The 22,206-nt window shown below is 62.6% G+C and carries 21 protein-coding genes; 11 read left to right on the top strand and 10 right to left on the bottom strand.

Annotated elements, in window-relative coordinates; translation table 11 throughout:
• Positions 1-142 precede the first annotated feature (142 nt).
• From ACO06O_RS10680 to ACO06O_RS10705, 6 genes are all read left to right on the top strand, one after another.
• Positions 143-766, top strand: coding sequence for a glutathione S-transferase family protein (locus tag ACO06O_RS10680; RefSeq protein WP_421879341.1), 624 nt, complete (start codon positions 143-145; stop codon positions 764-766).
• A gap of 1 nt (position 767) precedes the next feature.
• A complete protein-coding gene (locus ACO06O_RS10685; protein WP_421879345.1) occupies positions 768-1,553 on the top strand; it encodes a TIGR03084 family metal-binding protein in 786 nt (261 codons plus the stop codon).
• Between the two features lie 96 nt (positions 1,554-1,649).
• Positions 1,650-2,963, top strand: coding sequence for an MFS transporter (locus ACO06O_RS10690; protein ID WP_421879349.1), 1,314 nt, complete (start codon positions 1,650-1,652; stop codon positions 2,961-2,963).
• Between the two features lie 73 nt (positions 2,964-3,036).
• Complete coding sequence (locus ACO06O_RS10695) at positions 3,037-4,110, top strand: tartrate dehydrogenase (RefSeq protein ID WP_421879352.1); 1,074 nt, start codon at positions 3,037-3,039, stop codon at positions 4,108-4,110.
• 222 nt (positions 4,111-4,332) lie between these two features.
• Positions 4,333-4,752: a DUF7282 domain-containing protein gene (locus ACO06O_RS10700; RefSeq protein ID WP_421879354.1), complete on the top strand. Its 420-nt coding sequence runs from the start codon at positions 4,333-4,335 to the stop codon at positions 4,750-4,752.
• A gap of 155 nt (positions 4,753-4,907) precedes the next feature.
• Complete coding sequence (locus ACO06O_RS10705) at positions 4,908-6,476, top strand: caspase family protein (protein ID WP_421879357.1); 1,569 nt, start codon at positions 4,908-4,910, stop codon at positions 6,474-6,476.
• 81 nt (positions 6,477-6,557) lie between these two features.
• On the opposite strand, the gene rpsD is transcribed toward ACO06O_RS10705, so the two are convergent.
• From rpsD to urtA, 6 genes are all read right to left on the bottom strand, one after another.
• Positions 6,558-7,172 (bottom strand): 30S ribosomal protein S4, encoded by a 615-nt coding sequence (gene rpsD, locus ACO06O_RS10710; protein WP_421879360.1) that lies wholly within the window; start codon positions 7,170-7,172, stop codon positions 6,558-6,560.
• Between the two features lie 206 nt (positions 7,173-7,378).
• Complete coding sequence (urtE, locus tag ACO06O_RS10715) at positions 7,379-8,074, bottom strand: urea ABC transporter ATP-binding subunit UrtE (protein ID WP_421879363.1); 696 nt, start codon at positions 8,072-8,074, stop codon at positions 7,379-7,381.
• Positions 8,075-8,083: 9 nt separating this feature from the next.
• Positions 8,084-8,830 (bottom strand): urea ABC transporter ATP-binding protein UrtD, encoded by a 747-nt coding sequence (gene urtD / locus ACO06O_RS10720; RefSeq protein ID WP_421879366.1) that lies wholly within the window; start codon positions 8,828-8,830, stop codon positions 8,084-8,086.
• Positions 8,827-9,981 (bottom strand): urea ABC transporter permease subunit UrtC, encoded by a 1,155-nt coding sequence (gene urtC / locus ACO06O_RS10725; protein WP_421879368.1) that lies wholly within the window; start codon positions 9,979-9,981, stop codon positions 8,827-8,829. Before urtC ends, urtD begins: the two co-directional genes overlap by 4 nt.
• 1 nt (position 9,982) lies before the next feature.
• Entirely contained in the window at positions 9,983-11,614 is a 1,632-nt protein-coding gene (gene urtB / locus ACO06O_RS10730) for an urea ABC transporter permease subunit UrtB (RefSeq protein WP_421879371.1), read from the bottom strand.
• 116 nt (positions 11,615-11,730) lie between these two features.
• Positions 11,731-13,023 (bottom strand): urea ABC transporter substrate-binding protein, encoded by a 1,293-nt coding sequence (urtA, locus tag ACO06O_RS10735; RefSeq protein ID WP_420416165.1) that lies wholly within the window; start codon positions 13,021-13,023, stop codon positions 11,731-11,733.
• Positions 13,024-13,374: 351 nt separating this feature from the next.
• Here urtA and ACO06O_RS10740 point away from each other — a divergent pair, with 351 nt between their 5' ends.
• On the top strand, positions 13,375-14,301 hold the full coding sequence (locus ACO06O_RS10740; protein ID WP_421879375.1) for a DMT family transporter: 927 nt from the start codon (positions 13,375-13,377) through the stop codon (positions 14,299-14,301).
• A 10-nt stretch (positions 14,302-14,311) separates the two neighbouring features.
• Here the strand turns inward: ACO06O_RS10740 and glmM are convergent, their stop codons facing one another.
• Positions 14,312-15,649 (bottom strand): phosphoglucosamine mutase, encoded by a 1,338-nt coding sequence (gene glmM, locus ACO06O_RS10745; RefSeq protein ID WP_421879378.1) that lies wholly within the window; start codon positions 15,647-15,649, stop codon positions 14,312-14,314.
• 132 nt (positions 15,650-15,781) lie between these two features.
• Here glmM and ACO06O_RS10750 point away from each other — a divergent pair, with 132 nt between their 5' ends.
• The 4 genes from ACO06O_RS10750 to ACO06O_RS10765 are packed head-to-tail and all read left to right on the top strand — an operon-like array spanning position 15,782 to position 19,562.
• Positions 15,782-16,768, top strand: a complete 987-nt coding sequence (locus ACO06O_RS10750; protein WP_421879380.1) for a glycosyltransferase family 2 protein — start codon at positions 15,782-15,784, stop codon at positions 16,766-16,768.
• On the top strand, positions 16,761-18,191 hold the full coding sequence (locus ACO06O_RS10755; protein ID WP_421879383.1) for a hypothetical protein: 1,431 nt from the start codon (positions 16,761-16,763) through the stop codon (positions 18,189-18,191). The genes ACO06O_RS10750 and ACO06O_RS10755 overlap by 8 nt, the downstream gene beginning before the upstream one ends.
• The gene (locus tag ACO06O_RS10760; protein WP_421879387.1) at positions 18,188-18,832 is read left to right on the top strand and encodes a class I SAM-dependent methyltransferase; all 645 of its coding nucleotides are present in this window, start codon (positions 18,188-18,190) and stop codon (positions 18,830-18,832) included. The genes ACO06O_RS10755 and ACO06O_RS10760 overlap by 4 nt, the downstream gene beginning before the upstream one ends.
• Positions 18,822-19,562 (top strand): class I SAM-dependent methyltransferase, encoded by a 741-nt coding sequence (locus tag ACO06O_RS10765; protein WP_421879390.1) that lies wholly within the window; start codon positions 18,822-18,824, stop codon positions 19,560-19,562. Before ACO06O_RS10760 ends, ACO06O_RS10765 begins: the two co-directional genes overlap by 11 nt.
• A 10-nt stretch (positions 19,563-19,572) precedes the next feature.
• Here ACO06O_RS10765 and ACO06O_RS10770 read toward each other — a convergent pair whose 3' ends face one another.
• From ACO06O_RS10770 to ACO06O_RS10780, 3 genes are all read right to left on the bottom strand, one after another.
• Entirely contained in the window at positions 19,573-20,220 is a 648-nt protein-coding gene (locus ACO06O_RS10770) for a glutathione S-transferase family protein (RefSeq protein WP_421879393.1), read from the bottom strand.
• Between the two features lie 9 nt (positions 20,221-20,229).
• The gene (locus tag ACO06O_RS10775; RefSeq protein WP_421879396.1) at positions 20,230-21,435 is read right to left on the bottom strand and encodes a DUF3095 family protein; all 1,206 of its coding nucleotides are present in this window, start codon (positions 21,433-21,435) and stop codon (positions 20,230-20,232) included.
• A gap of 99 nt (positions 21,436-21,534) precedes the next feature.
• Positions 21,535-22,089 (bottom strand): formyltransferase family protein, encoded by a 555-nt coding sequence (locus ACO06O_RS10780; protein WP_421879399.1) that lies wholly within the window; start codon positions 22,087-22,089, stop codon positions 21,535-21,537.
• Between the last annotated feature and the right edge of the window lie 117 nt (positions 22,090-22,206).

Here is a 22,206-nt window from a genome sequence, read left to right on the forward strand (position 1 = left end):
CTATAGAAACTTCAGGGCCGGAAACAGGCTAACCGCCGCACATTCGCGTTTTGGCCAAGTTTTTCTAATCTTAGGCCGAGCCTTTCGAACTTGCCGCAAGAATTGCATCGGGCACTATGCCGCAAATTCTCGAGAGGCCCCTATGACCGACCTGACTCTTTACGACTGCCTGGAAAGCGGCAACGGACACAAAGTCCGCTTAATGTTGAGCCTTCTGGATGTCGACTATACCCTTGTTTTAAAAGACATTCATAAGGGAGAGACCCGGACGCCGGAGTTTCTGGCAATCAACCCGATCGGTCGCATCCCCACACTGCAATTCTCCGACGGTCGGGTGCTGGCCGAGTCCAACGCCATCCTGTGCTATCTGGCCGAAGGCTCCGACTATCTTCCGCAGGACCGGTTCGCCCGGGCACAGGTGCTCAGCTGGTTGATGTGGGAGCAGTACGAGCACGAACCCAATATTGCGGTCGCCCGGTTCTGGATGCACCATCAGGAGATGACGCCGGAACGGGTGAAACTGCTGACCGAAAAGCAGGAAAAGGGACGCAAGGCCCTGGACCTGATGGAGATGAATTTCACCTATGCCAACTGGGCGGTCGGCAACGATCCCACCGTCGCCGACGTGTCGCTATATTCCTATACAAGCGTTGCGGAGGAAGGCGGCATCGACTTGGCCCCCTATCCGGCGATTCGGAAGTGGCTGGACCGCATGGCGGCCCTGCCGGGCTTCATCCCCATGGAACCGTTCGAAGACACGAAGTGATATGCAGCAGGCCGAGGATTTCCGGGCGGAAAGCCTCGCCTTGCACGCATTGCTGAAAGATCTGCCGGATCATCGCTACCGGGAACCGACCCAGTTCAAGGACTGGACCGTCGACGATATTCTGCAGCATCTGCATTTCTGGAACGGCATGGCCGCCTTGCAGATAACCGATCCCGACCTTCTGGCGGAACGGATCGACGGTGCCCTGTCCGACAAGCGTGGTATGCGAGCGTTTGAGCGCGAGACGCTTGGCGATCCGCGCGGCAGGCCGCTTCTGGACGCCTGGATCAATGAGGCCGATCGTGTGGCAGACCTTTATGCCGAGGTCGACCCGAAGCGCCGCCTGCGCTGGGCCGGGCCGGATATGAGCGCCCGCTCCTCCATGACCGCGCGCCTGATGGAAAGCTGGGCCCACGGCCAGGCGGTCTATGACCTTTTGGGTGTCGTGAGGCGCAATGAGGATCGCATTCGGAACATCGTCGTCCTGGGCGTGAACACCTATGGTTGGAGCTTCTCCAATCGCGGCGAGGACGTACCCTCCGCCATCCCCCTGCTGCGCCTGACCGCGCCGTCGGGGGAGATCTGGACTTTCGGGGAGGATACCGGGGGCGGCGAAATCAGTGGCCCGGCGGAGGCCTTCTGTCAGGTCGTCACCCAGTGCCGCAATGTGGCGGATACGCCGCTGCGCGTGGAAGGTTCCAATGCAGCGGCCTGGATGGCCCGCGCGCAATGCTTCGCCGGTCCGCCGATGACACCGCCGCCCCCCGGCACCCGCGGCATTCGATAAATTTCGTCCAAAACAAGACAGTTTACGTCCATTACATATTCCGCCAGCGACGGAATTGCCCTAAGCTGACACGATCTTCCGTCAGCCATTCGTCCCATGAACCCCGTCATCGCCGTCAGCGCCATTATTTCCGGGATCGTCCTTTTGCAGGGCGGTATGGGACTGCTGACCGCCGTATTGCCCCTGCGCATGAACGAGGCGGGATTTACCTCCACCGAAATCGGGATCATGGCGGCTGGCTTCTCCGCCGGGTTCCTGGCCGGCTGTATCTATGCGCCCAGGCTGATCGCACGTATCGGCCATATTCGCGCCTTTTCGGCCTTCGCGACCGTCCTGTCCGCCTTCACCCTGGCCTTCGCGATCGACACGTCGCTGGTCCTGTGGACCGGCGCGCGGTTGATTTCCGGGGTCTGCTTTGCGGGATTGCTGACCGTTTCGGACAGTTGGATTTCGGGGGAGACCGACAAATCCGTGCGCGGCCGGGTCATGGGCGTCTACATGATCCTTTATAAGCTGGCCCAGGCGTCCGGCCCTTTGATCTTCACCTTCGCGTCGATCACCGGGAACTGGCATTTCATGCTGGTCAGCGCGCTGTTCTCGCTGTCTCTGGTCCCCGTTGCGCTGCGCCACGGCGGCAATCCGACCCCGCCCAGTGACGAACGCATGGGCCTGATGAGCGTCTATCGCACGACGCCGCTGGCCATCGTCGGCTGTATCTGCCTCGGCATGTCCAACAGCCCGCTGAACAATCTGATGCCGCTCTATGCCGTGGAGGTCGGTCTGGGGGTCGCCGGGGCGGCGATCCTGAGTTCCGCCCTGCAACTGGGCGCCCTTATCCTGCAATGGCCGATGGGCTGGGCATCGGACAAGACCGACCGGCGCAAGGTGATGATCTTCGGCATGGCCGCTGTCGCCGGCTTCAGCACGGTCCTGGCCGTGTCGCCGGGACTGCCGCTGTGGATCACAACCGCCATCGTCTTCGTGGTCGGCGGATTCGCCATGTCAATTTATCCGGTTCTGCTGTCCCATGCCGGGGATTTCGTGCCGCCGTCGAAGATGGTGCCACTCTGCGCAACGCTGATGCTGGCCTTCGCCTTTGGCATGACCTTGGGCCCGATCACCGCCTCCGCCCTGATGGATCTGGTCGGGCCGAATGGGCTCTACATGCATTCCATCTTCTTCTGCGGCTTCTTCATCCTGTTCGCGCTGTACCGGATGATCCGGCGGTCCGCCCCGCCAACGGAAGCACGGTCTGCCTATGTCAATATGCCGGCAAGTTCGACCGCCATCTCCCAGTTGGATCCACGCGCACCCCATCCCGAAGTCGACGAGAGCATAGAAGCGGCCTTCGGGCGCGACGACGCGGATGGCCGTGCCGAGCCGCCGCGCTACAGCCCGTCGACAAAATAGGGCCGATTGCCCAGCCGTTACGGGTTGGCTAGGCTCCCCCGGTCATCAGCCTTCACCTCAAGGAACCCCATCCATGCGTGAATACAAGATCGCCGCCATCCCCGCCGACGGTATCGGACCGGAAGTCATCGAGGCCGGTCAGGCCGTGTTGGAGGCGCTGCAGGCACGAATGGGCGACATCGCCTTCCGCTTCGAGAAATTCGACTGGGGGTCGGATTACTACAAGCGGCACGGCGTCATGATGCCGGCCGACGGGATCGAACGCCTGAAAGGGTTCGACGCGATCTATTTCGGTGCGGTCGGCGCGCCGGACGTGCCCGACCACATCACGCTGTGGGGCCTGCGGCTGCCGATCTGTCAGGGGTTCGACCAATACGCCAATGTCCGGCCGACCCGGATCATGCCGGGCATCACCTCGCCGTTGCGCAATGCCGGACCGGGCGACCTGGATTGGGTCATCGTGCGCGAAAATTCCGAGGGCGAGTATTCCGGTCATGGCGGGCGCGCCCATCGCGGCATGCCGGAGGAAGTCGGTACCGAGGTCGCGATCTTCACCCGCACCGGCGTCACCCGGATCATGCGCTATGCCTTCAAACTGGCCCAGGCCCGACCGCGCAAGCTGCTGACCGTCGTCACCAAGTCCAACGCCCAGCGCCACGGCATGGTGATGTGGGACGAGATCGCGGCGGAGGTTGCGCAGGAATTCCCGGACGTCACCTGGGACAAGATGCTGGTGGACGCCATGACCGTGCGCATGACGCTGAAACCGCAAAGTCTGGACACGATCGTCGCCACCAATCTGCATGCCGATATCCTGTCCGATCTGGCAGGGGCGCTGGCCGGCAGCCTGGGCGTCGCGCCGACGGCCAATATCGACCCGGAGCGCCGGTTCCCATCGATGTTCGAACCGATCCACGGCTCCGCCTTCGACATCACCGGCAAGGGCATCGCCAATCCGGTCGCGACTTTCTGGACCGGGGCACAGATGCTGGAACATCTGGGAGAACCCGCCGCCGCCGACCGGCTGATGCGCGCGGTCGAGCAGGTCTGCGAGGCGGGCATTCTGACCCCCGATGTCGGCGGCACGGCGACGACCAAGGACGTCACCGACGCGGTGATCGGCGCGATCCGGGGATCGAACATCTAACCCCGGCAGCCAGCCACCGGCATTTCCGTCAAATCCCACCCATTTTGAACCACTGCCAGGATCGCGCCGTATCGACAACGGTACGAAACAGGGCGGCGCGGCCGCCCCGTGCCCTGAACGGGAGGGGCCCCGGTACCGGATCCGCCAGACGCCGGCGGATCGCGAACCTGCCCGGAACGGGCGACCGGGTTCGACAACAGGCGCGATCAGGAGATTCTAAGAATGCTGAAGTCCACCCTGCGCTGGGGCATCCTGGCCTCCGTCCTCGCCAGCACCGCCGCCTTCGCCGCCGCCCATGGCGGCCTGTCCGTGAAAGCCTCCGATCAGGACATGTCCGGCGGCACCGTGACGGCCGACACGATCATGGCGGAAAAGAACGGCTGGATGGTCGTGCACCGCACCGGCAGCGACATGAAGCCCGGCCCCGTCGTCGGCTATGCGCCGCTGAAAGCCGGTGAGAACATGCACGTCACCGCGATCCTGACCGAGGAGGTCAAATCCGGCGAAATGCTGATGCTGATGCTGCATGGCGAAGACGGCGGCATGAAGACCGGCATCTTCGAATACACACTGGGCGCCAAGGAAGACGGCCCGGTGAAGGTCGACGGCAAGCTGGTCATGACGGTCGTCACGGCCCAATAAACCGGACACGCCGGCCTGAGGACCCCGCCCCCCGGGCGGGGTCCTTTTCTATTTCCGCGCCGGCCCTGCCATAGCCCAAGCCTTGAACGAGGATGTCATCCCCTTATGATGACATCACGGGATTTGGGCGGAATGTACGGTAGTCGGGGGTTTCCATGCGGTTTTGGATTGTCGCTTTTCTATGCGCCTTCGTGTCGTTCCACAGTCCTGCCAGCGGCAACACGCCTGAAACCCGCAAAGCCCTTGTGATCGGCAACGGCGCCTATGGCGTCAGTCCGCTCCCCAATCCGATCAACGATGCGCAGGCGATGACGCAGGCGCTGGAAATGTCCGGCTTCGACGTCACGCTGGCCACGGATCTTTCCTATCGGGATCTGCAGCGTGCCGTTGTCCGTTTCAGCCGGGAGGTCCGGGCCGCCGGAGAAGAAACGGTCGCCATGGTCTACTATGCGGGCCATGCCGTGCAGGCGAACGGCGAGAACTATCTGATCCCCGTCGACGCAGATATCCAGGATTCGCTGGATCTGGAAATTCAGTCGCTTCGGCTGTCGACCGTCATGCAAAGCCTGGAGAGCGCCGGGAACCGATTGAACCTGGTGGTGCTGGACGCCTGCCGGGACAATCCCTTTCCAAGCATGAGCCGATCCGGTTCGCGCGGATTGGCGAAGGTGGATGCACCATACGGGACACTTCTGGCCTATTCCACGGCACCCGGCGACGTCGCCGCGGACGGCGCCGGACGCAACTCCCCCTATACCGCCGCCCTGATCAAAGCCCTGCGTGTCCCTGGCCTTCCGGTAGAACAGGTCTTTAAACGGGTGCGTGTCGATGTCATGGAACGCACCGGCAAGCAGCAGGTTCCTTGGGAAAGCTCGTCGCTGACCGGCGACTTTTTCTTCACACCGGAACGCCCCGCCGTCACCGCCGCGGAACCGGCCGCCCCGGTGCCGCCTTCCGCCCCCGACACGAGCGAAGAGATCGATTACTGGCGTTCGATCGCAACTAGCGACGACACGACCCTGTTCGAAAGCTATCTGGCCCAGTATCCGGACGGGCTTTTCGCGGATATCGCCCGTCAGCGTATCGACGCGCTGGCCGCCGCCCGTTTGTCCAGAGAGGCGGAACAGGCCAGCGCCCGCCGTCTGGAAGAAGCAAGAGCATTCTGGGAAAGCGTCAAGGACAGCCCTGACCCATCCCTGTTCATGCCGCTGATCGAGAGTTACGGCGACACATTCTATGCGAAACTGGCTCAGGCCCGCGTGGAGTCACTGAATGCCCAGGCAGAGGCCAATCGGGCCCGGGCGCAACAGCAAACCGCACAAGTGGATCAGCCCCAGCAGACGGCCGCGCTGCCCACGCCCACAGCGCCACCGGAAGTGCCGCAGTCCGCCGCCCCGTCCGGTGCACAATGGCGCATCGAATGGTCCGTCGGCAGAAGCCAGGGAAGCGACGCTTTCTGCCGGCCCGGCGAAACCGCCGCGCTGGATTTCGCACTGGTCGACGGCGCGTTTTCCGGCCGCCTGACCTCATCGCAAGGCCACTATGCCGATCTGAAAATGAGCACCAATTCAAGCGGGCGTCTCAGGGTCGATGCCCGGATTCCCAGATGGGTTCAAAGCCGGAACGTCTTTTTTCTGGACCTGGACGGCGATGGCGACCGCATCGAATTTGTGACGCCGAACGGCTTTGCCTGCATGCTGATTATCGAGTTGGTCAAACTCTGACGGCGAAAAGCCACACCGGAACAGCAAAAGGCCGGGCCCAACGGGCCCGGCCTTTCGTGTAACGAATTTCGAACCGGTCGATTAACGCGAGTAGAACTCGACGACCAGATTCGGTTCCATCTGCGCCGGATACGGAATGTCTTCCAGCTTCGGCGTGCGGGTGATGGAAGCGCTGAGCTTGTTGTGGTCCACTTCCAGATATTCCGGAATTTCGCGCTCGGCGCTCTGGATCGCTTCCAGGACCAGCGGCATTTCACGGGATTTCTGACGGACTTCGATGATGTCGCCGATCCGCACACGGTAGGACGCGACGGTGACGCGGCGGCCGTTCACCAGGACATGGCCATGGTTCACGAACTGGCGGGCGGCGAAGACGGTCGGGACGAATTTCGCGCGGTAGACGATGGCGTCCAGGCGATGTTCCAGCAGACCAACCAGGTTCTCGCCGGAGTCGCCGCGCAGACGCGTGGCTTCTTCGTAGTATTTCCGGAAGCGCTTCTCACCGATATTGCCGTAGTAGCCTTTCAGCTTCTGCTTCGCCATCAGCTGCGTCCCGAAATCGGACGGCTTGCGGCGGCGCTGACCATGCTGACCCGGCGGGGTTTCGCGCTTGTTGAACGGGCTCTTCGGACGGCCCCAGAGGTTAACGCCAAGGCGGCGGTCAATCTTGTGCTTTGCGTTAATACGCTTCGACATAAGTTACTCTCCCGTTGTCTCACGGTGTTGTGCCAAGTTGTCCCGGTAGTCCGATCCCAGCCCGCCTATTCAGGCGTTCGGGTGGCGGGAGAGCGAAATGGGACAAGTCCCGACGCAATCCACATTCCCGGAAAGCGCGCCGAAGTATCAGCCAGAATGTAACTTGTCAAACCCCGATGGCGGATTTCCTGGGATTTCGGGGTGCGTCAGACCGTCAGCCACTTGCGAACGTCGGTTTCGACCATACCCGACTTGTCCGTCGCATGCACGATCTCGCCCCGGTCCATCACGAAGAACCGGTCGCCCAGATCCCGGGCGAAGTCGAAATACTGCTCCACCAGCAGGATCGCCATGTCGCCCTTGCCGCGCAGATGTTCGATGGCCCGGCCGATATCCTTGATGATCGACGGCTGAATCCCCTCCGTCGGCTCGTCCAGGACCAGCAGTTTGGGTCGCGTCACCAGCGCCCGGCCGATGGCCAGCTGCTGCTGCTGCCCGCCGGACAGGTCGCCGCCGCGCCGGCCCAGCATGTCCTTCAACACCGGGAACAACTCGAACACTTCATCAGGAATCGTGCGCTGGCCCCGCGGCAGGGGCGCGAAACCGACCTCCAGATTCTCTCGAACGGTCAGGAGCGGGAAGATCTCGCGCCCTTGCGGTACAGAAGCCACCCCCAATCTGGCTCGCTGATCCGGACGAAGACCCTGTATTTCCCGCTCCTGCCATCCGATCCGCCCCCCGGATATCTTCCGTCGCCCGACAATGGCGCGCAGCAAGCTGGTCTTGCCGACACCGTTGCGTCCCAGAAGACAGGTCACCTCCCCCAGTACGACCGTCACCGACACATTCGTCAGGGCCTGGGCGGCACCGTAGTGGAGATCGACATTCTCGACGTTCAGCATGTCGCCCCCCTATCGGCCCAGATAGACTTCGACGACGCGCGGGTCGGCACTGACATGATCCAATGTGCCTTCCGAGAGCACGGAGCCTTCATGCAGCACGGTCACGCGCACATCCAACATGCGGACGAAGTCCATATCGTGTTCGACGACGATGACCGACCGTTCGCCCGCGATGTCGCGCAGCAGCTTCGCGGTCTCCATCGTCTCGTCATCGGTCATTCCCGCCGCCGGTTCGTCGACCAGCAGCAATTCCGGTTCCTGCGCCAACAGCATCCCGATCTCCAGCCATTGCTTCTGGCCGTGGGACAGATCCGCCGCAGGCTCATGCCGTCGGGCGGTCAGGCGCACCAGATCCAGAAGCTCGTCGATACGCGCCTTCTCCGCGCCGGTCACGGCCGCGAACAAGGTGGTGAAGACGCCCCGGTCGGCCTTCAGGGCCAGGCGGATATTGTCCTCTACCGTATGGGTCTCGAACACCGTCGGGCGCTGGAACTTACGACCGATGCCCAGCCGCGCGACGCTGGCCTCGTCCTCCTTGGTCAGATCGACCTCGCCCTTCCACAGGACGTCGCCGGTATCGGGGCGTGTCTTGCCGGTGACGATGTCCATCATCGTCGTCTTGCCCGCCCCGTTCGGCCCGATCACCGCGCGCAGCTCGCCGGGTTCGATATAGAGCGACAGGTTGTTGATCGCCTTGAACCCGTCGAAGGAAACGGTGACATTGTCCAGATAGAGGAGCGCATTGGTCTCCTTCATCGCAGCATTCTCCCCGTCCGCGCCGCGCCGAGTTTTTCGAGCAGCAGTTTGATCTTCGCGCCCCCGCCGCCGTCACCGCGCAGTAGGCCCATGACGCCCTTCGGCATGAACAGGGTCACGCCCACGAACAATGCGCCCAGGGCGAACAGCCATATCTCCGGGAACCAGCCGGTGAACAAGGTCTTCGCGCCGTTGACGATGATTGCGCCCAGAACCGCGCCGATCAGCGTGCCGCGCCCGCCGACAGCGACCCAGACCACGACCTCGATGGAGTTGGCCGGGCTGAATTCGCTGGGGTTGATGATCCCGACCTGGGGCGTGTAGAGCGCGCCCGCGACCCCGGCGAGCATCGCCGACAGGACGAATACGAACAGCTTGTAGCCTTCGACCCGGTAGCCCAGGAACCGTGTGCGGCTTTCGGCATCGCGGATCGCAACCAGGACCTTTCCGGCCTTCGACCGCACGACGAAGCGGCAGATCGAATAGCCCAGCCCCAGTGCCACGATACTGGCCACGAACAAGCCGCACCGCGTCGTGTCGCGCTGCAGATCGAAGCCCAGAATATCCTTGAAGTCGGTCAGCCCGTTATTGCCGCCGAACCCCATTTCGTTGCGGAAGAAGGCCAGCATCAGGGCGAAGGTCAGGGCCTGGGTGATGATCGACAGATAGACACCGGTGACCCGGCTGCGGAAGGCAAACCAACCGAAGACGAAGGCCAACACCCCCGGGACCGCGACGATCATCAACAGGGCGAAGGGGAAGAAATCGAAGCCGTGCCAGAACCAGGGCAGTTCCTTCCAGTTCAGGAACACCATGAAGTCCGGCAGGATCGGATCGCCGTATACGCCGCGCGGCCCGATCTCGCGCATCAAATGCATGCCCATCGCATAGCCGCCCAGCGCGAAGAAGGCACCGTGGCCCAGCGACAGGATCCCGCAATAGCCCCAGATCAGGTCGATGGAGAGGGCGAGCAGCGCGTAGCAGACATATTTCCCGAACAGCGACACGCCATAGCTGGGAATGTGAAAGAAGGATCCCGCCGGCACAGCCAGATTCATCACCGGAACCAGAACTGCGATGGCCAGCAGGACCAGAAGAAACGCCTGGGACCGCGCCGCGACCGCCTGGCCGATCAACGAAGAATGCGCCATGTCAGGACTCCACCGCCCGGCCCTTCAGCGGGAACAGACCCCGCGGCCGCTTCTGGATGAACAGGATGATGAAGACCAGCACCAGGACCTTGGCCAGCACCGCGCCGGAGAACGGCTCCAGGAACTTGTTCGCGATGCCCAGTGTAAACGCCCCGGCCAGGGCGCCCCACAGATTGCCGGCCCCGCCGAAGACGACGACCATGAAACTGTCGACGATGTAGCCCTGCCCCAGATTGGGGGAGACGTTGTCGATCTGGCTGAGTGCGACCCCGGCCAATCCGGCGACCCCCGCTCCCAAGCCGAAGGTCATCGCATCGACCATGCCGCTGCGCACACCCATGTCGGAAGCCATCGCCCGGTTCTGCGTCACCGCGCGCATCTGCAGGCCGATGGCCGTCTTCTTCAGCAGCAGAAGGAGGCCGGCGAAGACCGCCAGGGCGAAGACCAGGATCCACATCCGGTTATAGGTGATGGTCAGATAGCCCAGTTCGAACCCGCCGGTCATCCAGGACGGGTTGCCGACTTCCTTGTTCGTCGGCCCGAAGATCGACCGGACCGTCTGCTGAAGCAGCAGGCTGATCCCCCAGGTTGCCAGTAGGGTTTCCAGCGGCCGGCCATAGAGGAAACGCACCACGCCGCGTTCGATGGCGATCCCGACCAGTCCGACGATGGAGAAGGCCAAGGGTGCCGCGATCAAAAGCGAATAGTCGAAGAGATGCGGCGCCGAACTGCGGATCGCGTCCTGCACCACGAAGGTCGTATAGGCGCCCAGCATGACCAGTTCGCCATGCGCCATGTTGATGACACCCATGACGCCGAAGGTGATTGCCAGCCCGATTGCCGCCAGCAGCAGAACGGAGCCGAGCGACAGGCCGTACAAGACATTCTGGCCCAGTGCCCAAAACTGCAGTTCCTTGTCGATGGCCGCCGCCGCCGCTGTGGCCGCATCCGCGACTTCCGGGTCCTGGTCGCCCGCCGCGCCGGATAGAAGCGACATCATACTGCGTCCGCCGCGCGCCTTCAGCGCCGCAACGGCCGCCAGACGGTCCGCCTGGGCTGCGGAAGTGTCATAAAGAACGATGGCGGAGCGGGCCGCGATCATGACGTCGCGGATGTGATCCTGCTCCTCTGCTTCGATCGCGGCTTCCAGGGCGCTCAGGCCGGACGGATCGCGTTCCTTCAGTAGGGATTGGGCGGCGCTGAGCCGCTGTTTGGGATCGGCCGACCGGAGGGTCAGCGAGCCCAGGAGCGCGTCGATCTGGCCGCGCATGGAATTGTTCACGATGATCCGCTCGACGGCGCTCTTGGACAGGGTTTCCACCTCGTCGCCCGACACCAGATCGTGGAGCGCGAAGGCGCTGCCTTTTCGGATAGCGCGAAAATAGGTGCCGTCGGATTTGCGCCGGTAGAGATCGCCCGCGCCCAGCGTCTTGAGCAGCGGGACGACCATCGGGTCGTCGATGGCCGCGATGGCCGTCACCGCATCGGCCTTCTGTTTGAAATTGCGGGTATCGAGTTTTTCAAGCAGCGGGGTGAGCTGCGGGTTGGTCTGGGCGAAGCCGATATGAGCCCCCCCAAAAGTCAGCCCGAGCCACAGCCCGGCGAAAAGCATCAGTCGCAAGGCAGACGCCATGTCTTCCTCCGCCGCGCGGTCGCACCGTTACGATGTTGATCGGAATTGGCTGGTTAACTCATCCGAAGGCGGCAGCGGGCATGGGCCTAGCCACCCATGCCCGACCGCCGTCCGGGTTACTGCCCCTGCATGCCGCCGCAGGTGCCCGAAGCGGTATTGAAGTTGCCGCAGCTCATCGGCGCTCGCCAATCGGAGATCAGGTCCTTGGAGTCCGGCAGATAGTCGGACCAGGCATCGCCGACGACCAGACCGGGCGTCTCGAAGACCGTCGCGAACTGACCGTCATCCTGAATTTCACCGATCAGAACCGGCTTGGTGATGTGGTGGTTCGGCATCATCGCGGAATAGCCGCCCGTCAGGTTCGGAACCGCCACGCCGACGATGGAGTCGATGACCGCATCCGGCGCCGTCGTCCCGGCCTTCTCGACCGCCTTAACCCACATGTTGAAGCCGATGTAATGGGCTTCCATCGGGTCATTGGTCACACGGCCCTCGTCACCGATGAAGGCGTGCCACGCCTTGATGAACTCGGCGTTCTCCGGGGTGTCGACGGACATGAAGTAGTTCCACGCGGCCAGGTGTCCGACCAGCGGGCCGGTATCGATACCCGCCAGTTCCTCTTCACCGACCGAGAAGGCGACGACCGGAATATCGGACGCGGCGATGCCCTGGTTGGCCAGTTCCTTGTAGAACGGCACGTTGGCGTCGCCGTTGATCGTCGAGACGACGGCGGTCTTCTTGCCGGCCGACCCGAACGCCTTGATATCGGCGACGATGGTCTGCCAGTCGGAGTGACCGAACGGCGTGTAGTTGATCATGATGTCTTCTTCGGCGACGCCGCTGTCCTTCAGATAGGTCTCAAGGATCTTGTTGGTCGTACGCGGATAGACATAGTCGGTGCCGGCCAGGACCCAGCGTTCGACGCCTTCGACCTCGGCCAGGTAATCGACGGCCGGAATGGCCTGCTGGTTCGGCGCGGCGCCGGTGTAGAACACGTTGCGCTGGCTTTCCTCGCCCTCGTACTGCACCGGATAGAACAGCAGCGAGTTCAGTTCCTCGAAGACCGGCAGAACCGATTTGCGGCTCACCGACGTCCAGCAGCCGAAGACCACATCGACCTTGGATACCTCGATCAACTCGCGCGCCTTTTCCGCGAAAAGCGGCCAGTCCGACGCCGGGTCGACCACCACGGCTTCCAACTGCTTACCCAGAATGCCGCCCTTTTTGTTCTGCTCTTCGATGAGCATCAGCATGGCGTCTTTCAGCGTGGTTTCGGAAATGGCCATCGTCCCCGAGAGCGAATGAAGAACTCCGACCTTGATCGTGTCCTGGGCAAGGGACGTCCCCATAACGCCCGTATACCCGACGAGACCGGCAATGGCGGCCCCCATGAGTTTCATTGATTTCATCGCTGTCCCCTGTTCGAAATTCGGCCCTTGCCGAGCCAATGTTGCAACTGCGATGCCGCAGCGCAGCATTGCAGCGCAAGTTCCATGCCACCATTGACACAATTTCGTAATCCGCGACCTATTACATTGATTAAACGACATTTTTTGGGATGATTGCCTGAACAACACTCGCCAATCTGGGTTCAGAATCATGCCGTTTAGGTTAATTTTTAATCACATAATTTCGCTATCGCACAAACTGCGTATTTTTATATCACTTTAGTTTATTTCGCCATTCCGGCTGGATTTAGCTGCTTGTTCCAGGATAGATAGAAAAATCGCATGACCATTTCGCGATTTAGGGAGGTCTTAGTGCAGGCGGAGTATCAGGAATCAGCCGCGTATCAGGCGAGCCAGTATCGTAACGGCTTCGCGATGACGCTGCTGGGCGTCTTGCTGATCACCCCGGACGCCTTGATCGTCCGGCTGATCGATGCCGATGCCTGGACGATGGTCTTCTGGCGCGGTGTACTGGTCCCCACGACCTTCCTGTGTTTCCTGACCCTTCGCTTCGGCCCGTCGATGATCCGCGACAGCTTGAAGGTCGGGGGAACGGCCGGAATCGGCGTCGCGCTGTGCTATACGGGCACCACATTCGGCTTCATGGGCGCGCTGCATCATACCAGCACCGCCAACACCTTGGTGATCCTGGCGGCTTCCCCTTTCTTCGCGGCCCTGCTGTCACGCCTGATCCTGAAGGAACGGACGCCGCCGCAAACCTGGGCTGCCATCGTCATTGGCTTCGCCGGAATCGGCGTCGTCATGTTCGAAGGCCTGGACGCCGGCGCGGGGCGGGCCAGCCTTCGCGGCGACGCGATGGCGCTGTTCGCGGCGCTGATGCTGGCGTCCAGTTTCGTGCTGATCCGGCGCCGCAAGGAAGTCAACATGGTGCCCGCGACCGCGGTGGGCGGCTATTTCGCCGCTCTGATCGCCCTGCCCTTCGCCGCGCCTCTGGCGGTCGATCAAGACCAGGCGCTCCTGATCGGGCTCCTCGGCGTGGTCCTTCTGCCGGTGTGTTTCGGATTGATCGCGCTGGGCCCGCGTCGCCTGCCCGCGGCAGAGGTTAGCCTTCTGATGCTGCTGGAAACGATCATCGGCCCCATCTGGGTATGGGCCGTGATCGGCGAGGTGCCCGGACCCTATGCGGTAATCGGCGGATTGATCGTGCTGGGGGCGCTGACCGCACACGCGATCTGGCGCCTGAAACGGCGTCCCGCCGTCAGCGCAACAACCGGGTAGCCCAACGGGACTAGGCCGCAGCCTCGATCGCTGCGGCGATCCGGGCGATGACTTGATCGATCAGCGCCGGATCGTCGGCTTCCGCCATCACGCGAATGACGGGTTCGGTACCCGACGGGCGGATCACCAAACGGCCGCTGCCGTTCAGCGTCGTCTCCGCTTCCTCGATCGCGCGCTTTACAGGTGCGGCGTCCAAGGGTTTGCCGCCGGAATAGCGCACATTGTGCAGCTTCTGCGGAACCGGTGAGAACACCCGACTCAACGCGCTCATCGCCTTGCCCTGTCGGGCGGCAACGGCCAGAACCTGCAAGGCGGCAATCAACCCATCGCCGGTCGTCGCATAGTCGCTCAGCACGATATGGCCGGATTGCTCACCGCCCAGATTGCAGGCGCGGCTACGCATGGCATCGACGACATAGCGGTCACCGACCTTGGTGCGGACCAGTCCGATATTGCGCCCGGCCAGAAATCGCTCGAACCCCAGATTGGACATCACCGTCGCCACGACATCGCCGCGCAGCAGACCTGCCGCCGACCAGGAATCGGCGATCAGTGCCATCAACTGGTCACCGTCCACGACACGGCCATTCTCGTCGCAAACGATCAGGCGGTCAGCGTCGCCGTCCAGGGCCAGGCCAATATCGGCGCCATGGGCCATGACGGATTCGCACATCGCAGTCGGCGAGGTCGCGCCGCAATGGGCGTTGATGTTCTTTCCGTTCGGGCTGACGGCGATCGGAACGACCGTCGCGCCCAATTCGCGCAGCACGATCGGGGCGACCTTATAGGCGGCGCCATGGGCGCAATCGACGACGACCTTCAGGCCTTCCAGGCTCAGATCTTCCGGGAAGGTGCGCTTCACCGCTTCGATATAGCGGCCGGCGGCATCATCGATCCGGGTGGCGCGGCCGATATCTTCGGGCGCGGCACGGTCGCCGACGCCCTCGTCCATCAGGCGCTCGATCTCGGTTTCGGTCTCATCGGACAGCTTGTACCCGTCCGGCCCGAACAGCTTTATCCCGTTGTCGCGATAGGGGTTGTGCGACGCAGAGATCATGACGCCGACATCGGCACGCATCGACCGCGTCAGCATGGCAACCGCAGGAGTCGGCAGCGGCCCCAGCAGCATGACATCCATGCCCATCGCGCTGAATCCGGCTGTCAGCGCGTTTTCCAGCATATAGCCGGACAGGCGCGTATCCTTGCCGATAACGACGCGGTGACGGTGCCCGCCACGTCGAAAATGCGCACCGGCGGCCAAGGCCAGGCGCAGTACCGTATCCACCTCGATCGGCGCGCTGTTCGCCGTGCCGCGAATGCCGTCCGTCCCGAAATACCGGCGAGACATGCCAAACTCCATACCGCAATTTCACCCTATCTATGCGGGGGAGTCCCGGCATAAGCAAGGTTTGAACGCTTGCCCGACCGGGGGAATGCGGGCCATTCTGCGCCTCACGCGGTAAGGCAACGGGGGGCCGGCATGCCGGAAGAGATCAACGAGGCGAAGGACCCGCCGGTCCTGTCGCTCGTCATACCCATGTTCAATGAAGAGGACGGGCTGGACATCCTGTTCGACCGGCTGTGCCCGGTGTTGGACGGTATTGGCGAGCCGTACGAGATCGTCTGTGTCGACGATGGCAGTCGCGACGGAACCCTGACGGCCCTTGCAAAGATCCAGGATCGCATCCCGCAACTGGTGATCGCCGAACTGTCCCGGAATTTCGGTAAGGAATCCGCGCTCAGCGCCGGGTTGGATATTGCCCGCGGACAGGCCGTCATCCCGTTCGACGCCGATTTGCAGGACCCGCCGGAGCTGATCCCCGATCTGGTCGCCAAATGGCGCGACGGTTTCGATGTCGTGCTGGCCCGACGCACGGACCGCCGCGCCGAAGGGGCGCTGAAACGGTTCACCGCCTGGGCCTTCTATCGCACGCATAATGTCCTGGCGGAGCATCCGATCCCGAACAATGTCGGCGACTTCCGCCTGATGGACCGATGCGTCGTGGATGTACTGACGCGGCTGCCGGAACGGCGGCGCTTCATGAAGGGGCTTTTCGCCTGGGTCGGGTTCAAGACCGCCATCGTCGACTTCGAACGCGCCCCGCGCGCCGCCGGGGATACGAAATGGAACTACTGGAAGCTCTGGAACTTCGCGCTGGAGGGTATCACCTCCTTCTCCAGCCTGCCCTTGCGGTTCTGGTCCTATATCGGGGCGGCGGTGGCGGCGATCTCCTTTCTTTACGCCGCCTTCATTGTTCTGTTCACCCTGTTCGCGGGCATAGACGTGCCGGGTTATGCCTCGCTGCTGGTGATTGTCCTGTTCCTAGGCGGACTCCAGCTTCTGTCACTGGGCCTGCTGGGCGAGTATGTCGGCCGCATCTATGCCGAGGTCAAAGGAAGGCCGCTATACGTTTTGCGGCGGGTTCATCGCAGCGGCAATGCGGAGAACAGGTCGTCAGATGCCTAGTCTTCCCCGTTTAAGCGCGACTTCGTGGTTCTGGATTGCAATCGGCGGCATCATCGCCGTGCGGATCGTCGCGGTGGCGTTCTACCCGGCGACCGGGTTTCCCGACCGGTTCGGCTATCTGGCCTACGCCGAGACGATCCTGACCGGGACCGAGTGGCTGCACCAGGCCTATGACGGGTCCCCGCTGCCGGGGACCGCGTTCCGGGCGCCAGGTTACCCCTTGATCCTGGCCGGGCTACAGATTCTGTTCGGCCAACTAGGTTTCGCGTTGGCTGTCCAAATTCTGCAATGCGCCGCGACCGTTCTGGCCTGCCTGCCACTGTTCGGTGCGGCGCGCCGTCTGGTGGGACCGGCGGCAGCGGCTCTCTCGGTACTGGGGTTCGGACTATCGGTGACCGTAGCCTACGAATTGTCGATCCTGCCGGACGCATTCTTGATCGCCGCCTGGATCGCACTTCTGTCCATCACGGCGATCCATTGGCTGGACATGCGCCCGATGAAGCCCGCGGCGGCATTACTGCTCGGCCTGATGGCCGTCTATGTGGTGATGGCGCGCGGCAACGGACTGCATCTCCTGTTGCTCACACTGCCAGTGGTCTTGTTGGCGACTTGCCAGCCCGGGCAAAGACGCGATCTGCGGGCGGTGTCGCTGCTTCTTGTCTATCTGCCGGGCTTCCTAGCCTACGGCGCCGTCAGCCTATGGAACGAATATCGGACCGGCGAGCGGTTCTTCACCACAGGCGGTCAGATCGCCATGGTGCAGCCGGTGATCCGTATGGCGGAGTTGGGCGCCTCCCCCTTTGTCGGCGACGATCTGTTGTGCCGCACGATCCGCGAACACGCGCCTGATCTGAGCTATGAACAAATCTATGATGTCGATCGCGCCCTTTCCACCGAGCACGGACTGACCCCCAATCAGATCGCCAACGCCAACGTTCGGCTCTATCTGGACACGGTCATCGCCTTCCCCGCTGCCTTCGCAAGGATGTGGGTTTCAAATTTCGACGACAAGTTCGCCATAGGTTTGGTAAACCCGGCCTTCGGTCTGCACGAGGCGCATCGACTGGTCCTCGGGGAAAGGGCCTTGCCAGGATTTTCCGCCATTCTTAAACGCGGCGAAGGCGGCGTCGCGGCCATTCCCTATGCGATCCTCTATGCCTTGGGCATGCTGGTTTCCATCGTGATTTTTGCTGCCGCGGCACTTGGTACACCCATACGTTTTGCCCTGGCCTGGCGACAGGGCACGCTGGATCGGCGGGCGGTTCTTTCGGCGGCGCTATGGATCACCTGCGCAGCGGTCATCGCCTATTACTGCGCGCTGTTTCTGGTCTTGCGTTATGTCATCATGTTAAGCCCCTTCCTGATCGCCATTGGCGTCTGGACCCTGACCCGCCCTGCAAAACAATCGGAGAGCGCCGCATGAGCGCGGAACGCCGTCACGGACTTTGGCACCTGCTGTCCCGGGCCGGGGTGTATGACACCCTGCAGGCGGTTCTGGGGGCGGAGAAGTGGCGCCGCGCCCTGATCGAGGATCATGCCAAGCCGTTGGCAGGGGAACGCATTCTGGACCTCGGTTGCGGGACCGGTGCGCTGCGCCGCTACGTTCGGCAGGCGGACTACCTGGGCATTGACCGGAACCCGGACTACATCGCCACAGCGTCCGAACGGTACCCACCCGCATCCGATTGGATGGCGGCCGATGTCGCCGATCTGGCGGCAATCGAAACCGGCAGGTTCGACGTCGTTGTCGGCGCCGGGCTGCTGCATCACCTCGACGATACCGTCTCGCTGGATATGATCAGAACGGCCGCCAGCCTGCTTAAGCCGGGCGGACGCCTGGCGATGCTGGACCCGGTCTTCGTCGACGGGCAGCACCCCATCGCCCGCCACCTCGCCGAGTTGGATCGCGGATGCCATGTCCGGCGGCCGGATGAATACAGGGCCCTGCTGTCACCGGTCTTCCAATCGGTCGAAATCGTCATCCGCGATGACTTGCTGAACCTGCCCTATAATCACGCGATATCGATCGGCCGTTCGCCGAACCAAGGCGGTCATGGAGCCTGAAACCTATCGCCACATGGCGGCGGTCGAAGAAAGCCATTGGTGGTTCAAGGGACGGCGACGCATCGTGACGGCCGCTCTTCGGCGGCTCTTGGGCGATTTCAATCCCGACTGCCGCATCCTGGAACTCGGCTGCGGCGTCGGCGGCAATCTAGAGATGCTCTCACGGTTCGGGCGTGTCGATGCCGTCGAACCGGATGCGTGGGCAGCGGGCAAATCGCGCGAGAAGGGATGTGCGACCGTCCTGCAGGGTGCATTACCCGATCACCTGCCGGAGGATTTGGCGCCCGCCTATGACCTGATCGCGATGTTGGACGTGCTGGAGCATATCGACGATGCGCCCGGCGCCCTGGCGGCGATCCATGGCCGTATCGTGCGCAACGGCCGTCTGCTGCTTACCGTTCCCGCCTATCCGTGGATGTATGGCGACCACGACCGGCGGCATCATCATCTGCGGCGCTACACACGGTCCACATTGCGGGCCGAGCTGCGCGGCGCGGGTTTCGATATCTGTTTCATGGGCCATTTCAATCTGCTGCTGCTGCCGCCCGCCGTCCTGGTGCGTCTTGCGCAGCGATACACGCCCTTCCTGAAAGGCGACGACGCGGCGCGCGGCGCGACCGGTCCCGCCAATGCCGTGCTGAACGCCGTCTTCGCCTTGGAAGCACCGCTGGCCGCCCGCATCCCGTTCCCGGCCGGACTGTCGATCCTGGCGGTCGCGCGGCCGGTTTAGAGCGGCCGGTTTAGTATTCGACCCGTCCCCGCATGTCTTCGAAGGGCAACATGACTGCCGCGCGATAGGCGGGCCGTGCGGTCAGACGGGCATACATCGCCTCGACCCCGGGAACGGACGGCCGCTCGATATCCATTTCGAAATAGCGGTAGAGATGGGTGCCGATAACGATGTCGGCCAGCGTCAGCTTATCGCCCAGCAGGAAGAACCGGTCGCCGATCTCGCGCTCCAGCAGGGTCATATGGGCGGCGCAGCGTTGGATCTTGGCGCGGACCGCGGCCTTGTCCTGCTTTTCTTCCGGGACGCGGAATCCATTCCAGAAGACGCCGTTCAGGAAATCGGGCTGCAGCACCGTCTGCCCCCAATCCATCCATTGCTCGATACGTGCGCGCTCCGCCGGTTTGGCCGGCCAGTAATCCGGCGCACCGAAGGTCGCGCCCAGATAACGCAGGATCGTGTGGGATTCCCAGATCGCCGCACCGTCATGCAGGATGACCGGCACCTTGCCATGCGGGTTCATGCGGCGGAATTCCGGATCGTCCAACCCGCCATGGGACCCGCCCTTTTCGATATGGCGGTGCTCCAGGCCCAATTCCCCAACCAGCCATAGGACTTTCTGAACATTGAACGCGGAACGGCGGCCATAGACTGTCAGCATTCTGAACCTTCACCTTGCGCTTCGAAGCTGTTCCTTGAACGGCAGGCTGGCAGCGGCAAATCCGCCATTTCCGCCGTCGACGAAATGCACATGCTCACCCTGGTCCAGATTGAAGACCAAGCAGGTCATTAAGGCATGATCCGCGCGGTGCGTGCCATAGACAACTTTGCCCAGGCCATGCAACTCGCGCAGCAACCCCTCAATGGCATCCGCCTGCGCTTCGGTACAGTCCAAGGTCAGGCGCAGGACATCGTCAAACCGCCGGTAATCCGAATTGGCCCGCAATTCCCGGCGATAGGAGGGGGCATCGTACCCGCCGGCAGCCCGATCGAATTTCTCCAACAGGAACTGGATGAAGCTCTCAACCACCAGCCACAGATATCGCCGCCAGGTCGACCGTACGCCGCGGGTCAGGCGGGCCTCCATCCGCAGGCCGTTCGGGATCCAGCGAAACCGCATGGTATCGGCGGTAACCGGGCTGGCGGCCGTCAAATCGCCGCCCAGAATACGTTCCACGCCCTGTAGTACACCGTCATAGACCACTCGACGGGCAGAAGTCTCCTCCGGCAGGGCCAGCACAATCATGCACAGCATGACGCCCAGTCGTGCCTTCAGCGGCTCCCAACGACAGGATAGCCCGGTCATGTCCGGTTCTTCAGCACTCTCCAGCGTCGCGATGCGATAGCGCCCGCCGGTCTCCGGCTCTGCTTTGATCCGGCGCTCCGCTTCCAAGACGCCGCCGCCGCCCGCCGTCGCGAGTTCGTTGCCCGGCGAAAGCCGCAACTTTCCAAGGGTCACATCGAACCCGTCATCCCGAAGATCGCGCACCGCCACGGCGCCGATTCGCAGTTCGAATCCGAACTCCCGCCGCGCCAGTACCGCCGCGCCCAGCAAGGCGGTTCGGATCGGTACCAATAGGGACGCAGGAATAAAGAGGCTCGCCCCGTCCCCGCCAAAGATATAGGCGATGTCCAGTTCCGGTGCCGCCTCCGAGGCCGCGTTACAGGCAGCAGTGATACAGGCCGCCCCCAACATGTTGACGTCTTTGTAGCGGCCCTCGGCGATCGCCTGGGTTGAGCCGCGAATATCCGCCAGCACAACATACCAATCGTCCGGCACCGGCACGAATGCCTCAGGATCCGCGACCCGATCGAACTCTTCGAAAGGCGGCAGATCGGTATAGAACCGGTCGTCACTCGGCACGGACCGAGGCATATGGGCCTCACCCAGGTTCAGTTTGAATTACTCTGCTAACAATAGGTCCCGATGCCGTCGCGCACAGTATGCCACCCAAGGCCTGGCCTGTGTCTTGGTTCACACTTCCTTGAAATGCGGTTCAAAGCCTTGAAAGGCGGCCTTCCTGCGGTCGACTTCTTCCGGCCGCAGGTTCGAGAAATCGCACATTGCGATCAGATCACGCCTGCTTCTCTTTGGTCCGCGCCATTCGACACGGCTTTCCGACTTCGGTGTCTGCCCCGACAGGATTTCTCTCGCCGTCGCATTCAGCAGATCGAACGCTCTCCGATCCGCTTCTACACGAAGCTCGCCGGGCGTATTCTGAGTAATAGGAAATTCAATCACCTTGATGATTTCACCCGCATCGACCTTCTCCGTCATGCGGTGCAGCGTCACGCCGTAACTCTTAACGCCGTCATAGAATGCCCAATGGTGAGGATCGCGCCCGGGATAGGTGTTCGGGGCAGGATGAATGTTATAGGCCTGACGATACCGGGCCAGGATTTCTGGACTGACAATGACCCCCGTGCAGCACGCGATCAACGTGTCGCCGCCGGACAGATCATCCGCTGTCGTTGCGACCTTGCAGTCGACGCTCACCCGATCCGGCTTATTGGTCAGGATCGTCAGCATTTCACATTTCCGGTCGTCCGGTGCCTTCCGGAACAGGTCTCCAATAGGCGGTCCAAAGCCATGTTTATCCAACCGAAGAAATCTGCGACCGAGGCCCATGCCCTATGCAAATCGGGC

The organism is Pacificispira sp. (genome assembly GCF_965228185.1).
Classification (GTDB): Bacteria; Pseudomonadota; Alphaproteobacteria; order UBA8366; family Aestuariispiraceae; genus Pacificispira.

What these genes read in the sequence shown, in the direction of transcription:
- urtC (WP_421879368.1), bottom strand. Translation starts at nt 9,981, where the DNA reads ATGGCGCATTCTTCGTTGATCGGCCAGGCGGTCGCGGCGCGGTCCCAG.
- ACO06O_RS10775 (WP_421879396.1), bottom strand. Translation starts at nt 21,435, where the DNA reads ATGCCTCGGTCCGTGCCGAGTGACGACCGGTTCTATACCGATCTGCCG.
- glmM (WP_421879378.1), bottom strand. Translation starts at nt 15,649, where the DNA reads ATGTCTCGCCGGTATTTCGGGACGGACGGCATTCGCGGCACGGCGAAC.
- urtD (WP_421879366.1), bottom strand. Translation starts at nt 8,830, where the DNA reads ATGAAGGAGACCAATGCGCTCCTCTATCTGGACAATGTCACCGTTTCC.
- ACO06O_RS10750 (WP_421879380.1), top strand. Translation starts at nt 15,782, where the DNA reads ATGCCGGAAGAGATCAACGAGGCGAAGGACCCGCCGGTCCTGTCGCTC.
- ACO06O_RS10680 (WP_421879341.1), top strand. Translation starts at nt 143, where the DNA reads ATGACCGACCTGACTCTTTACGACTGCCTGGAAAGCGGCAACGGACAC.
- ACO06O_RS10770 (WP_421879393.1), bottom strand. Translation starts at nt 20,220, where the DNA reads ATGCTGACAGTCTATGGCCGCCGTTCCGCGTTCAATGTTCAGAAAGTC.
- rpsD (WP_421879360.1), bottom strand. Translation starts at nt 7,172, where the DNA reads ATGTCGAAGCGTATTAACGCAAAGCACAAGATTGACCGCCGCCTTGGC.
- ACO06O_RS10755 (WP_421879383.1), top strand. Translation starts at nt 16,761, where the DNA reads ATGCCTAGTCTTCCCCGTTTAAGCGCGACTTCGTGGTTCTGGATTGCA.
- urtB (WP_421879371.1), bottom strand. Translation starts at nt 11,614, where the DNA reads ATGGCGTCTGCCTTGCGACTGATGCTTTTCGCCGGGCTGTGGCTCGGG.
- ACO06O_RS10690 (WP_421879349.1), top strand. Translation starts at nt 1,650, where the DNA reads ATGAACCCCGTCATCGCCGTCAGCGCCATTATTTCCGGGATCGTCCTT.
- urtA (WP_420416165.1), bottom strand. Translation starts at nt 13,023, where the DNA reads ATGAAATCAATGAAACTCATGGGGGCCGCCATTGCCGGTCTCGTCGGG.
- ACO06O_RS10685 (WP_421879345.1), top strand. Translation starts at nt 768, where the DNA reads ATGCAGCAGGCCGAGGATTTCCGGGCGGAAAGCCTCGCCTTGCACGCA.
- ACO06O_RS10780 (WP_421879399.1), bottom strand. Translation starts at nt 22,089, where the DNA reads ATGCTGACGATCCTGACCAATAAGCCGGATCGGGTGAGCGTCGACTGC.
- urtE (WP_421879363.1), bottom strand. Translation starts at nt 8,074, where the DNA reads ATGCTGAACGTCGAGAATGTCGATCTCCACTACGGTGCCGCCCAGGCC.
- ACO06O_RS10760 (WP_421879387.1), top strand. Translation starts at nt 18,188, where the DNA reads ATGAGCGCGGAACGCCGTCACGGACTTTGGCACCTGCTGTCCCGGGCC.
- ACO06O_RS10765 (WP_421879390.1), top strand. Translation starts at nt 18,822, where the DNA reads ATGGAGCCTGAAACCTATCGCCACATGGCGGCGGTCGAAGAAAGCCAT.
- ACO06O_RS10700 (WP_421879354.1), top strand. Translation starts at nt 4,333, where the DNA reads ATGCTGAAGTCCACCCTGCGCTGGGGCATCCTGGCCTCCGTCCTCGCC.
- ACO06O_RS10705 (WP_421879357.1), top strand. Translation starts at nt 4,908, where the DNA reads ATGCGGTTTTGGATTGTCGCTTTTCTATGCGCCTTCGTGTCGTTCCAC.
- ACO06O_RS10695 (WP_421879352.1), top strand. Translation starts at nt 3,037, where the DNA reads ATGCGTGAATACAAGATCGCCGCCATCCCCGCCGACGGTATCGGACCG.